This window comes from Paenibacillus nuruki (assembly GCF_001721045.1).
GTDB classification, from domain to species: domain Bacteria; phylum Bacillota; class Bacilli; order Paenibacillales; family Paenibacillaceae; genus Saccharibacillus; species Saccharibacillus nuruki.
In genome coordinates this window covers 39,009-53,319 of the sequence record NZ_MDER01000046.1, presented here as the reverse complement: position 1 = coordinate 53,319, position 14,311 = coordinate 39,009, and the positions used below count along the sequence as shown (strand labels likewise).

Genomic DNA, 14,311 nt, shown 5'->3' with positions numbered 1-14,311 from the left:
AGAGAAGTACATTTATTATAGTATTCAGTGTTGCCCATTACCTTTCATGACTTATATAATAGATTCGCCAATTTCTAATAAAGGAACTTCAATCTGTGCTGTATCCGGATATTTAATACCTGCACCTGTATTTAAAACAACCACCGATTCATCGCTTCCTATCCAGCCCTCAGCAGCCAATCGCTTCGCTGCTGCAAAAGTGGCTGCTCCTTCTGGACAAACAAATGTACCTTCACGTTCAGCAATATGTTTTTGCTCTTCCAATAGCTCTTGATCGGAGATTGCTATCGCCATACCGTCTGTCTCATATAACGCACGCAATACTAGAAAATCTCCAAGTGCTTTGGGAACATTAATACCAAAAGCAACGGTGGTCGATTGCTCCCAGAATTCAGAGCGCTCTTTCTTCTCTTCCCACGCTTTTACAATAGGAGCACATCCTTCGGCTTGAACAGCGACTAAGCGTGGAAACTTCCCTGCTAACCAACCGATCTCTTTCAGCTCTTGCAACGCTTTGTAAATACCGATCAACCCTACACCACCACCGGTTGGATACAAAATAACATCGGGCATCGCCCAGCCCAATTGCTCTGCAATTTCAAATCCCATCGTTTTTTTGCCTTCGATCCGATAAGGTTCTTTGAGCGTAGAAGCATCGTAAATATGATCATGCGTTACTTTTTCAGCGACCATTTTACCTGCATCACTAATCAACCCATTTACTAAATACAATTCTGCACCTGATAAAGCCACTTCTGTTCGAGTAATAGACGGTGCATCTTGAGGCATGACTATCGTCGCTTTGATGCCTGCCCGAGCCGCATACAGCGCCCATGCAGCTCCTGCATTACCATTGGTTGGCATCGCAAAGTGCTGTACGCCTAATTCCTTAGCTTTGGAGATACCGACAGCGGCTCCTCTAGCTTTGAAGCTTCCTGTCGGAATCAGACTTTCATCTTTCATATATAAATGATTCAATCCATACGATTGACCCAATTCAGGCATAGGTAATAAAGGAGTCATTCCTTCCCCTAATGTGACCACATGATCTTCGTGCTGTACAGGTAACAATTCATGATAACGCCAGAGATCATGATTACGTTCTCGAATAGATGATCGCTTCACTTCATTGCGAACGAGATCAAGATCATAACGCACCAATAATGGTGAACCACATGTGCACAATTGTTGTATCGTACTGACATCATAGGTTTTTTCACATACCGGACATTCCAAATGAGAAACATAGCTGTAGGTCATCATGGATTCCTGCTTCCTGTTATATTTTGCTAATCAATACTACAAATCATAACAGGTCTACATGCCTTTGCCAATTATCCTTACTTGTTAACTTGGTTATGATTATTTGTTAAGCTTGAAGTTGTTTGAACTCACTTGGACTGATTCCATAATATTTTTTGAAGATTTTACTAAAATGTTCTGGAGATTCATATCCTACTTTTTCTGCGACTTCATAACGGCGTAGATCAGTTTGAAGCAGTAAATTGCGACTTTCTTCCATACGTAACTTAATCACATACTCCCATAGATTAAACCCGGTATCTTTTTTGAATAAATAGCTCAAATAGTTAGGACTCACATGATTCTTTTTAGCTACATCATGAATGGTTAATCCTTTTTGCCCGTAATACTTTTCGATATATTCTTTCACTTGAGATACGATGAGATTGTATGGATTTTTGGATTGGTGTTCTTCAAGTTCATCGCTTTTCCAGTGTATATTTCCATAATAGAAGACATAGTGATCTGGATACTTGGTATGCCATAGTACTGCTCGGTTCGCTTGTACGTTGAGCTGCTTAATAAATGAATACCCTTTCAAAATCTGACTGATCCCAATCACATTTGGTATATGAAGATACTGATCGATATGAGTATGGAGTAGCTGTCCCAATTGATTCAACTGACGAATCTTATCATTCCAACCTTGATTGTAAGAAGCTTCATCCCATTGAATAATAATATTGATCTCACAATCGTCTGTTTCAAAAGTAATACTATTCCACTGATCATGCACGATTTCTACCGCTATATTCATCACTGCATAATTGAGCAAATGTTGATCTTCTAATGTAAGATCTATCTGCCTTGAAGTCAGTGGCTGATAACGAATTTTGAGCATTGCATAATAAGGACCATATAAGCCTAACGATTGATATAACGAATCATCTGACGGTAGATGAGGCTGTGGAGCAAGTAATTGATTTAATTTTAAATGGTTTTGCATCGTATGTCGTTTCATTTGAAAATGATTACACTGCGGTACACTCACTTTTTCAATAGCAGGTCTAGTAATATTTAAATGCAGTAATACTTCGCGTACCGAATCCAAAAATTGTTCTTGATGAAGCGGTTTGATCAGATAATTTTTAACGCCTAAGCGAATAGCTGTCTGCGCATTTTCAAATGTATTATTTGCAGAGACAACTATTATCTCAATCGACGGTTTGATCATTTTAATCTGTTGCATATAATCAATTCCATTTAAGCCTGCCACTTCAATATCTGTGATTAACAGATCAATCTCATATTCACGAATATAATCCAATCCTTGCGCAAATGTATGTGCTGAGAAAATATGAGACATATTTAACCCGGCGTGCCATAACAGTTGACTTAACTTTTCAGTCGTTAACCAGTCATCATCTATCATCAGAATGTTATACAAGTATGTATCCTCCTCAGATATAAGATCTATATTCATATCCATAATATACCAGAAGTTTAAGCGCTTTAACAACTTAAAATTAAAATAAGATTTATAGGAATCAGATTTATCTTCGGATCATCATATGCTTGGACAATTAACTGCAAAAAAGACTAAAGCTTTCGCTTCAGTCTTTTGACAAATAGTGAGTTTTTATTCCCTTTTCTTCGCTTAACTAGACCATTTTTCAACTATACACTTGCATGAACCGATACTTTAGATTCGAGCATTTTATTTTTTTCTGCAAATTTTTTGTTATGTGAAGATACATAAGCTTGTTGGTAGGCTTCAGGTTCTAAGTATTTTTTGGCACTATTAACAGCAGCAGCACCTTCTACAAATGTGCCTGCGATTAAGTATAGTTTATTCGTATATTCAATTAAGTCGCCTGCTGTGAAAATGCCCGGCTGTGTCGTCTGGCGTTTCTCATCAATAATGGGGCGGCCATTTTCATTCACTTCGATCCCCCAACGAAGTAGCGGACTCAGATCACCGATCATTCCATGATTAACGATTACGGCATCCACAGGCAATTGACGAACTTCTCCTGTATCCATATGTGTGATTGTAATCTCATCAATCTGTGTTCCATTGTGACTTTGTACAGCCGTTAAGCCGTATGGTGTTAATACTTCTTTACACGTTTCTTTCATCATCGCTACACTTTTCTCATGTCCACCAAATTCATGACGACGATGTACCACCGTTAGACTTTCAGCAATGGGTTGTAACGCATTTGCCCAATCAACAGCAGAATCTCCACCACCTGAAATGACTACATGTTTACCCGAAAATATATTAAGCTCTTGCACGGTATAATGAAGATTGGTCACTTCATAACGATCTGCACCTTCAATTTCTAACTTACGCATCGTTGGAATACCATGTCCCATCGCCAAAATAATCGTTTGACTATAATGTTGTTCTCCTGTTGCCGCAGTCAGTAACCAATTGCCATCTTCTAAGCGTTCAATATCTGCTATTTTCTGATTTAACACTACAGTAGGTTCAAACGTCATTGCTTGTTGGATCAAGTTTTCGATTAATTGAGCTCCACTTAGCGGCGGCAATCCACCTACATCCCAAATCATTTTCTCAGGATAAATCAAAATTTTTCCGCCTAATTGCGGATTGTATTCGATAATTTTGGTCTTCATATCTCTCATACCACTATAAAAAGCACTATATAATCCTGCGGGTCCGCCGCCGATAATCGTAACATCATACAATTCTAGTTCTTGGTTCAATATAGTCACTCTCCAATCCAATCATGTATTCATTATCTTGTTTAATTGATAATGATTATCATTATAGATTAGAATACCAAGCGTTTCAACATGTTCTCCAAAATAAGTTACATTTTATTATACTTATATTTTATATTCTCTTTTTTTAAATACTAAATAGCATAGATTTCGGTGGTTAACCGAATTGTAAGCGGTTAAAATAAAAGCTATCGATTATATCCATTTTGCCATATCAAAAATATTCAGCTATAGTCTAGTAAGTATGTAAGTATAAAGAAGTAGATTACAGATAGGATGGGTTAGTGAATGAGAGATAAAGTAGTCATTCCGTTGTGGGCAGCTGGCATATTTCTAGTTGTTATGAACACAACGATGTTCAACGTTTCTTTACCGCGTATTCTTGCTGATTTACATATTAGCTCTTCTCTAGGTTCATGGCTAATTTCAGGATATTCGATAGTCTTTGCGTTATCGGTTGTTATTTTCAGTCGGTTGTCTGATTGGTATCCTGTTCGTAAATTATTAATGGTTGGAATATTGTTATTGGTCGCTTCATGTGTGATCGGATTTACAGCGAATAATTTCCCTATGGCTATGTTGGCTCGTATTTTACAAGCAGCAGGTGCAGGGCCTATGCAAGGATTAGGATTAGTACTTGCTACCCGTTATGTTCCAAATGATCGACGTGGCAAATCGATTTCATTGATTGCAGCTGGTGGTTCGCTTGCTTTTGGTATCGGCCCTGTACTCGGTGGGATTTTAACAGATAGCTTAGGTTGGAATTCTTTATTTTTGGTCACTGGCTTGATTGTATTACTTGTTCCTGCGTATTGGAAAATGCTTCCTTCTGAAAAAGAGTTTTCTTTTAAAAAGGATCAGAAGTTCGATATTGTCGGTGCAGGATTACTAGTCATCGTTATTCCATCTCTACTGTTAAGTATTGGTCGCTTATCGTGGGTCAATCTATTAATAGCTATTGTTGCTTTTATTGTATTGGTCTTTCATTTACGTCGATCTTCCAATCCATTTATTTTACCAGAGCTATTCCGCAATACTGCTTATCGTAAAATGTTGTTTATGTCGTTTTGCTGTTTTGCCATTAACTTAGGAATGGTGTTCCTTATTCCATTAGTGCTTAATCAAGTATTTGGTCAATCTGCTTCTTTTAGTGGATTAATGATATTCCCGGGTGCTATTTTGTCAGCGATTATGACCCCTATTATCGGTCGATGGATCGATCAGTATGGTAATTATCGTTTATCCTTTATCGGTTATATTATTATGGTCGTGACATTTGCTGGGTTAATCGGCTTCTTAACGTTCTCTCCTTATATCTTAATGGTTGCTTACATGCTACTGGCTTCTTCGTTCTCAGCTGTAGGTGCATCTTTGCAAAATGAAGTATCTCGTATGCTTCCACGCAAGCAATTGTCTTCAGGTGTAGGCGTATTTCAGTTAACACAATTTTTCGGTGGTGCTACAGCTACTGCTGTTTTCGGATTATTGATCGCACGTAATCCATTTGAATCGGCTTCAGGCATCTATCGTATGAATTATGTTGTTTTGTTAACGATGACAGTATTGTCTTTCATTATGTTGATCTGGTATATGCGTAGCAAACCTGCGGAACCTGCCGATCATCATATCAAAATTTAGTTTATTTATAATAAGATCAGATCACATAACAACTGCCTATGGAGCTGGATCAACAGCTTTTGTAGGCAGTTGTTCTTTTTATAGTGTGTAATATCTTATTTTTTGGTATGCTGAATGGTGAACTCTATTACATATCTAAGGTGGGAAACGGTGAATGTCTATTTTATCGCATCTTTCCTGGATTTTTATCGCGATTAATATCTTTTTCGCTCTTTTTATTGTGTTTATGGAAAGGCGCAATATTGGAGCTACATGGGCATGGCTAATGATACTGGTCTTTTTACCGGTCGTTGGGTTTATGGTCTATTTATTTTTTGGTCAGAATTTGAGTCGGGTCAAAAAATTCAGATTGCGTAAAGAATTCAGATCTATTATCGAATCGGTTGTTGAAGATCAGCGTCAGGAATTTCACTCTAGAAGTTTCTCGTTCAATGATCCTTCGATCGGTCGTTATCATGAGCTTGTGCATATGAACTTGATCAGTAATTATGCGTTATACACGCAAGATAATACGGTTCGCATTTTTGCTGATGGTAATGAAAAGTTTGACGCTTTATTTGAAGATATTGCGAATGCCAAACAATATATTCATATTCAGTATTATATTATTCAGCGTGACGAATTGGGTCGTAAGCTGATTGATGCCCTAACTGCCAAAGCTCGTGAAGGGGTTACTGTACGTCTAATTTATGATGCGTGGGGTAGTTCAAAAGTAAACAAAAAGTTTATCCGTGAGCTTCGTGAAGCCGGTGGTCATGCCGCTGCCTTTTTCCCACCCAGTATTCCTAAAGTAAACTTCAAACTCAATTATCGTAATCACCGCAAATTGGTTATTATTGATGGGGATTGTGGTTATATTGGTGGCTTTAATGTAGGCGATGAGTACTTGGGTAAAGTAAAACGATTTGGTTACTGGCGTGACACTCATTTACGTGTGGAAGGCTCCTCGATTTTGCAAATGCAGACTCACTTTTTGCGAGATTGGCATCTGGCATTAAATACACCGATGTCTGAAGACTATTCGTTGTTTGCTGTAACCAAGCCTTTTACGGGTAATATCGGGATGCAAATTGTATCCAGTGGCCCGGATAGTAGCTTGGAGACGATTAAATATTCATATATCAAAATGATCTATGAAGCGAAAAAAAGCATTATGATCCAGACACCTTATTTTATACCGGATGAAAGTATGGTTACTGCGCTCAAAGCAGCCATGCTCTCAGGTGTGCAAGTGCATCTAATGATTCCCAAAAAACCAGATCATCAAATGGTCTACTGGGCTTCTTACTCTTATTTACGTGAGTTGTTAGAGTTGAATGTCAGTTGTTATTTGTATGAAAAAGGGTTTCTTCACGCCAAAACAATGGTCATCGACGGTACGATCGCTTCTGTCGGTACAGCCAATATGGATATTCGTAGTTATAAGCTTAACTTTGAAGTGAATGCGATTGTGTATGACAGTGAAACAGCTACCAAGCTAGAAGAATTGTTTTTACAAGATATTCTGGATAGCAAAGTTCTTACACTGGCTGATTATGAAAATCGTCCGTTGTATCAACGGATGCTTGAATCGTTTGCTCGTCTGCTTTCTCCGATATTATAAATAACAAAAACTCGCTTTCTTCTGAATTCTTCGAGTAGAAGATGATTCGGATCGAATAGCGAGTTTTTGTTTTATATCTTATTCCGCTTGTATTTCTAATTTCTTTATACTTTCATAGAGATTATCCATACTTTTATCTACATCATCATAATAAGCCCATGCACGTTTCCAACAATCAATAACCTGAAGCAATTTATGTTCCCCTTCTACCTTATGTATTGGTATTACATCAATCAACAATGATTTCAAATAAATTTATCGTTATCATTTTAATATCGGTCAACTCTATTATCTATTTAAGAGATCACATTTATTTTGATTGACAGTTCGTACCCTCCATATTATGATTCAGAATAATATTTCTCATAAAACCTATAGGATTTATGGAATTAATTGGAGGGGATTAAGAATGTTACCATTTTCTACAGCATTTCTGCAAAAATCTGTTCTTCGTAAGTCTGTTATTGCTTGGACACTCGCCGTCTCTGTTGTAGCTTCACCTGTATTGTATAGCAGTACCAGTGATGCGGCGACTGCTGTTGTAGCTCAGCATGAGGTTAGCGCTTCGGAATACTCGCAATTTTTGCAATCCAAATTCAAGATTTCTGTTAATAATGGAGTAACACGTGGTCAATATATCCAAGACTTGGCAACAGCTTTGCAATTAACTCCTGAAAAATCTGAAGCTAAATTTACAGATGTACCAACCAGTAATAAATGGTACAACGCAGCAGCTGCTTTGTCTGAAAATGATATCCTCTCCGGTACAACCGTTCATCCTAATCAAAAATTAGATGCGCGCACGGCTATTTATTTCGCAGTCAAAGCGGCTGGTCTGAAAGAACTCGCATATACATATCCTCCGGCTAAAGTAAAAACAGCTCTTGCCAAGCTTTCTATTCAACCTTCTACCTTATCTACACAAGCGGGTCAGGAACTGGCTGTCGCTGTCGATAGCGGATTGCTACCTAAGTCTCTTTATTCATCCGTACAGGCTGCTCATACCGCTTCTCCGTCGGCTACATTTGTCGAAACTGTACTCGGACAGGTATTAAAGTTCAAAGGACAGTATAAACACTATCTGGGTTACACCAGTGATGATGATATTTATGCCAAATTACAAGATGCTTATAACACTTCTCGCCTTATTCAAGCTCCTGAACTGCAAGAACTGGCGAACAAAGCGTTAGAAGAAAATTTGGTAACAGGTTACAATGTCAAAGATAACCGTTATGAAGCTAACTTTATTGATTCATTATCACTTAATTATGGTCATGACGATATCAAACATGCTGTGCAATTGATCGGTTTACTTCGCAGTGAAGGTATTTCTGCTAAAGTACAATTCGAACCAAAAACGTCTGCTTTCATTTATTTGAAAGAATGGGGCGAACCCAAATCGACAGAAGATTATCATGTCTCCCAAATTGCTAACGGTAACTATATTGCTAATGCTAAAGAATACGATTTAGCTTTTGAATTTGCTAATACAGCTGACAAAAATAAATTTCAAAAAGTCATTCTGGCGTATGCTAAAAAAGATAGCGAAGATCAAAAAGGATTGATCTACAGCTCATGGTGGCAACCACTGTATTATTCTCAAACGGCTCTTAAAGATTATGATGTGATTAGCAATAATAAAATCACACAAGGCAATTATTATGTACAATCCTTCTCTCTTAATGACAAATCGGCTACTGTAGCTGCTGGGTTCAAAGCACTTGATCCTTCTGTGAAAGTCGATCGTTATCAATTCTGGGTAGATGGCCCATTCTTTAATTATTTAAATGGAGATTCTAAGTAAATACTTTTTTTGTTTTAAGTTGATTTTAGGCTTAGACATACTTCTTTTTTATACCTTTGCCTAAATAAGATTTTGTAGACATACTCTTTATGTTATAAAGTGTATTTAAAAACGACCGCTGTATCTCTTACAGATAAGCGGTCGTTTTTTTGCTTGTTTTTAAATATGGATTAGGGTAGCTTTTGACACGTGCAGGTGCTCTGTTGAAATTGTTTGCTTGTAGTATCACGGGTGAGCTTATTTGGTTTTTTCTATTATGAATTTTTCATATATTGAAATAATATAATATGTATGAATATTGATACAAATGTGTTGATACAATCTATAACAAAAAAAGTCTTTAATATAGAAAATATCACTTCTTTACGTAAAAAGTGACTTTCTATATCTTAGACTTTTTGAAGAGTTCTCTATTCATTTTCAGATCAATAATATAATATTTTCTTGGTATATATAAGGAAAACAAGAAACTATTATACTTTTATAGATTGTATCTTTATTTGCGTACGTAGATAAGTTGGCGCTGTATATCGTTATTAAGATATCCTTGGATGTCTTCTACAGCATCTTCATAAAAGCACTTATAGTTATCGTCCGATACATAACCAATATGTGGTGTTCCTAATACATTAGGTAATTTGCGCAGAATATGATCATCTGCCAAAGGCTCTGTATCAAATACATCCAGTCCAGCACCGGCAATGATTCCTTGTTGCAAAGCTTCAATCATCGCTGTCTGATCGACAATACCTGCACGCGATGTATTGATCAGGTAAGCAGATGGTTTCATCAAAGCGAACTCTTGCGCTCCGATCATGCGACGTGTGCGATCACTGAGTACCAAATGAATCGACAGAAAGTCACTTTCTGCTAATAATTGCTCTTTGGAAGTCGCTAATTGCACACCTACTGCTTCTGCTCGCTCCGGTGTTAAATGTTCACTCCATGCCAAAATATGCATACCCATCGCTTGACCGATTAGCGCCATCTGTTGACCTATTTTACCAAGCCCTAATAATCCTAATGTTTTATCTTGCAACCCAACACCTATCGTACTCTGCCATGCGCCACCATTACGGAACGCTTCATTTTCTTGAATCAAATGACGGGATAACCCATGAATCAGTGCCCATGTTAATTCGGTTGGTGCAGCACCCTTCCCCCTTGTTCCGCAGACAGTAATACCTAATTTTTCTGCTGCTTTGAGATCGATCGAAGCGTTACGCATGCCTGTGGTAATTAGCAATTTGAGGTTAGGCAATTTACGCAATACATCTTCTGGAAACTTGGTACGTTCACGCATAATCACTAGAATTTCATAATCCTGAATCGCTTCAATCAATTCATTTCGATCTTCAAAATATTCATGATAACTATGAATATTAACTTGAGATTCGATCACTGACCAATCTGCCATCTGCTCGGCAACATGTTGGTAATCATCAAGAATGGCACAGTTCAGCTTCATCGTCTACTACTCCTTTGGTTATTCCATAGAATGATCAGGGTACTTTTCAATTTTCCCAACTTTCCATGATCCATCTTTTTCTAAATCCATACTGATAATCCATTCTTTTATTACTTCTCCGTAGATTTTGTTGCTGTTCTTATCCCAGCCTTTTACATCCACAGAAGTAACTTTAGTAGTTAGCATAGCTTGCTTTTCACTAATATACCATACTGTTGAATGATTAACTTTTATACCTTTTCCATAATTTTCGCTATTGCGATACAATTGATTTTGGATATATATTTTATAATTTTCTTCATGTCCTGGGCGTTTAGCATAATCTTTTAAATAGTTTAAATAAGGAGTGGAACGTGAAGATAGATACATTAGAAAATTCTGATCGTTATACGATTGAATAAAGTTTTTGAATCCGTTCTCAATTTTTGAAATCATATTTTTTTGATTTGATTGAGTAGTTTTTTTAATAGATACAGCTGTATCTGGAATATACCCAATATATTCATCACCATAACCTCTTAGTACTTTCCAACCTTTTCCACGATCTAGCAAGGTTAATTTAGTACTTATTTTTTTAACAAGAACGTTAGATTCTATTGTTCCTTCTACATAAATGATTGCTTTATTTCTTTGAATATAATCTACTTTGTAAATATTAGGCTTGATATTCCATACAAAATCATTTAAAAAAGGAGGAATTTGATAAAATACTTTTTTTTGCATATCCTGATCTAAAATAGAAGGGTCTGGATAACGACTACCATCTCGATAATATTGTTTAAGTATGTTATAAAAGTCTGATTCATCATGTTTTCCCCAAGTTTCTATACTCAAATACTTTTCTGAACTATTGTAATTAGGATAACAATTCAATCCGTTTAAAACACTAATAATTGGCAAATAAAGTGTACCATTTATCATATCTCCCTCTACAGGAAATCCAGTCCATTTCGCATTAGAAGGAGCTATACCTGTTTTGTCGATACTAATATAAAATATTGAATCATCTGTGTATAAAGTATAAAATTCATACTCTTTATAATATTTCGTTTTAAAATCAAACTCTTGAAGGATATCATTCAAAGGTAACATCAAATATCCATCTTTAGTGTATCCCATGTGTTTTTTAATCAATTTTCCATTGAAGTCTACAGATATTTCAATCATTTTTTGAGAAGATACTGCAGCACTAATTTGATTATTTGGTAAGCATAATAACATGCTTAAAATTAAAAAAATACTTATTTTAATGAATTTTAACATCATGCTTCTTTCCCCTTTTGGATTTTATTTTCTGTTTCTGTTTCTGTTTCTGTTTCATGTATTTATTGTATTTGCTAACTTGCTAACTGTCTCGTTATATTTTAATTATTTTATTATTCAAATCTATTTCGAATTTTTCATATATTGAAATTATTTAATATACAAATTTTATTTTTCTATGCTTTTGTACTCATTACGTTACATTCATTCCAAATTTAGTCTTGACCTTTTGCAATTACACTCCTATAATCAGGAATCAATAGCACATCCCAAATAAATATCAGGCTTTGACCAAAGACATGGTTCATATTCTGCACTGCCCAGAGAGAAAAGCGATTGCTGAGAGCTTTTTCAGTCGACAAATGTGAAATTACCCCTTTGTAGCCGTAGTATTGAACAGATGGTACATCGTGATCATCTTATTAGATAGTACCGCCTAATCCCCGTTAATGGATTCCAATGAGGACTTTTCTCTGCATGATCATAGCGTATTTAGCTATTTCTACAGGGAGGTCAAATTAGGGTGGAACCACGAGCCAAGCGCACTCGTCCCTTTCTGGGACAGTGTGCTTTTTTGCGCTTACTATTCTAATTATTGGAGGAATCTATAATGTCTATTCACATTTCTTTACCTGATGGCTCGATCCGTTCTGTAGATTCACCTGTATCTATCGCTGAGTTCGCTTCTTCGATCAGCACAAGTCTTGGCAAACAAGCCATTGCCGGCAAGATCAATAATCAACTGGTTGACCTCAATACTATCATTGATCAAGATAGTGCGGTTGAGATGATCACACTGGATGATGCTGAAGGATTAGCCATTTATCGTCATAGCACTGCTCATCTAATGGCACAAGCGATTAAACGCCTTTATAGTGATCAACAAGTGAAGCTAGGCATTGGTCCTGTGATTGCAGACGGATTTTATTATGATATTGATATTGCTAACCCTTTGTCTGTAGAACAATTAAGAGATATTGAAAAAGAAATGAACAAGATTATCAATGAAAACTTGCCGATCGTCCGTAAAGTCGTTAGTCGTGCAGAAGCATTGGCTATTTTTACAGACATCAATGATCCTTATAAATTAGAGTTAATTCACGATCTGCCGCTAGACGCAGAAATTTCAATCTATGAGCAAGGTGAATTTTTCGACCTTTGTCGTGGTCCTCATCTTCCTTCCACTGGCAAAATAAAAGTATTCAAATTATTGCATGTTGCAGGCGCTTACTGGCGCGGTGATGCTAATCAGAAAATGTTACAACGTATCTATGGAACAGCTTTTGCCAAAAAAAATCAATTGGATGAACATCTTCATATGCTAGAAGAAGCGAAAAAAAGAGACCATCGCAAACTGGGAAAAGAATTGGATTTGTTTATGTTCTCAGAAGAAGCACCCGGTATGCCGTTCTATTTGCCTAAAGGAATGGCTTTGCGGACAGAATTGGAGAACTTTTCACGCGACATGCAATTGAAAAATGGCTATCAAGAAGTTCGTACACCGCTAATGATGAATCAGCGACTTTGGGAACAATCCGGTCACTGGGATCATTACAAAGACAATATGTATTTTGCTCCTGTGGATGCAGAAGCATTTGCTTTGAAACCGATGAACTGTCCGGGACATATGTTGATCTATAAAAATGATCTGCATTCTTATCGTGAACTTCCTATTCGGATGATGGAGTTCGGTCAGGTACATCGTCATGAATTCTCCGGTGCGCTTAACGGTATGATGCGTGTGCGTACTTTCTGTCAGGATGATGCTCATATCTATGCGATGCCACATCAGATTGAAGATGAGATCAATCAGGCGATGACACTTCTCGATGATATGTATAAAGTATTTGGATTTGATTACAAAATCGAATTATCGACTCGTCCAGCAGATTATATGGGTGCAGATGAGTTATGGGATCAGGCTGAACAAGCGCTAAGTAATGTGCTGGATCATCGAGGAATTGAGTATACACTTAATGAAGGTGATGGTGCCTTTTATGGTCCCAAAATCGACTTTCATATTCTAGATGCGCTCAAACGTAGCTGGCAATGCGGTACTATCCAACTTGATTTTCAAATGCCTGAAAAATTCGATCTGACTTATATCGGTGAAGACAATCTCAAGCATCGTCCTGTTGTGATTCATCGCGCGATCTATGGTTCGATCGATCGCTTTCTAGGTATACTAACAGAACATTATTCAGGTGCTTTCCCTGTCTGGTTAGCTCCAGTGCAGATTAAAATCCTACCTGTTTCTGAACATTATATTGATTATGGATTGCAAGTGAAACAACAATTGATCCAAGCAGGTATTCGTGTTCAGATCGATATTCGTAATGAAAAATTAGGTTACAAAATGCGTGAAGCTCAAATGGAAAAAGCGCCTTATATCTTGGTTGTTGGTGAAAATGAGAAAAATGCTAATTCTGCTTCTGTTCGTCAACATGGCGGCGCTGATCTAGGTGTTCTTTCTATAGAAGAAATTATTTCAACAATTGCTCAGCAAAATAACGCTAAGTCGTAATCAAGTGAACGTTATTTG

At 37.0% G+C, this 14,311-nt stretch carries 10 protein-coding genes; 4 read left to right on the top strand and 6 right to left on the bottom strand.

Annotation, left to right across the window (positions count from 1 at the left end; genetic code table 11):
• Positions 1-51: 51 nt before the first annotated feature.
• The 3 genes from PTI45_RS13935 to PTI45_RS13925 all read right to left on the bottom strand — a co-directional run bounded on the left by PTI45_RS13935 (position 52) and on the right by PTI45_RS13925 (position 3,975).
• Positions 52-1,260, bottom strand: a complete 1,209-nt coding sequence (locus PTI45_RS13935) for a threonine synthase (protein WP_069328271.1) — start codon at positions 1,258-1,260, stop codon at positions 52-54.
• Between the two features lie 109 nt (positions 1,261-1,369).
• A complete protein-coding gene (locus PTI45_RS13930) occupies positions 1,370-2,689 on the bottom strand; it encodes a response regulator transcription factor (protein ID WP_069328209.1) in 1,320 nt (439 codons plus the stop codon).
• Between the two features lie 230 nt (positions 2,690-2,919).
• The gene (locus PTI45_RS13925) at positions 2,920-3,975 is read right to left on the bottom strand and encodes an NAD(P)/FAD-dependent oxidoreductase (protein WP_069328208.1); all 1,056 of its coding nucleotides are present in this window, start codon (positions 3,973-3,975) and stop codon (positions 2,920-2,922) included.
• 306 nt (positions 3,976-4,281) lie between these two features.
• Between PTI45_RS13925 and PTI45_RS13920 the strand changes: the two genes are divergently transcribed.
• Complete coding sequence (locus tag PTI45_RS13920; protein WP_069328207.1) at positions 4,282-5,631, top strand: MFS transporter; 1,350 nt, start codon at positions 4,282-4,284, stop codon at positions 5,629-5,631.
• A 154-nt stretch (positions 5,632-5,785) separates the two neighbouring features.
• Positions 5,786-7,234: a cardiolipin synthase gene (gene cls / locus PTI45_RS13915; RefSeq protein ID WP_069328206.1), complete on the top strand. Its 1,449-nt coding sequence runs from the start codon at positions 5,786-5,788 to the stop codon at positions 7,232-7,234.
• Positions 7,235-7,312: 78 nt separating this feature from the next.
• Here cls and PTI45_RS24160 read toward each other — a convergent pair whose 3' ends face one another.
• Positions 7,313-7,474, bottom strand: coding sequence for a hypothetical protein (locus tag PTI45_RS24160; protein ID WP_175425187.1), 162 nt, complete (start codon positions 7,472-7,474; stop codon positions 7,313-7,315).
• Positions 7,475-7,643: 169 nt separating this feature from the next.
• On the opposite strand from PTI45_RS24160, the gene PTI45_RS13910 reads away from it, so the two are divergent.
• Positions 7,644-9,038, top strand: a complete 1,395-nt coding sequence (locus PTI45_RS13910) for an S-layer homology domain-containing protein (RefSeq protein ID WP_069328205.1) — start codon at positions 7,644-7,646, stop codon at positions 9,036-9,038.
• Between the two features lie 496 nt (positions 9,039-9,534).
• On the opposite strand, the gene PTI45_RS13905 is transcribed toward PTI45_RS13910, so the two are convergent.
• Both PTI45_RS13905 and PTI45_RS13900 read right to left on the bottom strand, forming a co-directional pair.
• Complete coding sequence (locus tag PTI45_RS13905; RefSeq protein WP_069328204.1) at positions 9,535-10,506, bottom strand: D-2-hydroxyacid dehydrogenase family protein; 972 nt, start codon at positions 10,504-10,506, stop codon at positions 9,535-9,537.
• 18 nt (positions 10,507-10,524) lie between these two features.
• Positions 10,525-11,772 carry a hypothetical protein gene (locus tag PTI45_RS13900; RefSeq protein ID WP_069328203.1) on the bottom strand — a complete coding sequence of 416 codons (1,248 nt, stop codon included), beginning with the start codon at positions 11,770-11,772 and terminating at the stop codon, positions 10,525-10,527.
• Positions 11,773-12,379: 607 nt separating this feature from the next.
• Between PTI45_RS13900 and thrS the strand changes: the two genes are divergently transcribed.
• Positions 12,380-14,293 carry a threonine--tRNA ligase gene (thrS, locus tag PTI45_RS13895; protein ID WP_069328202.1) on the top strand — a complete coding sequence of 638 codons (1,914 nt, stop codon included), beginning with the start codon at positions 12,380-12,382 and terminating at the stop codon, positions 14,291-14,293.
• Positions 14,294-14,311: the final 18 nt, after the last annotated feature.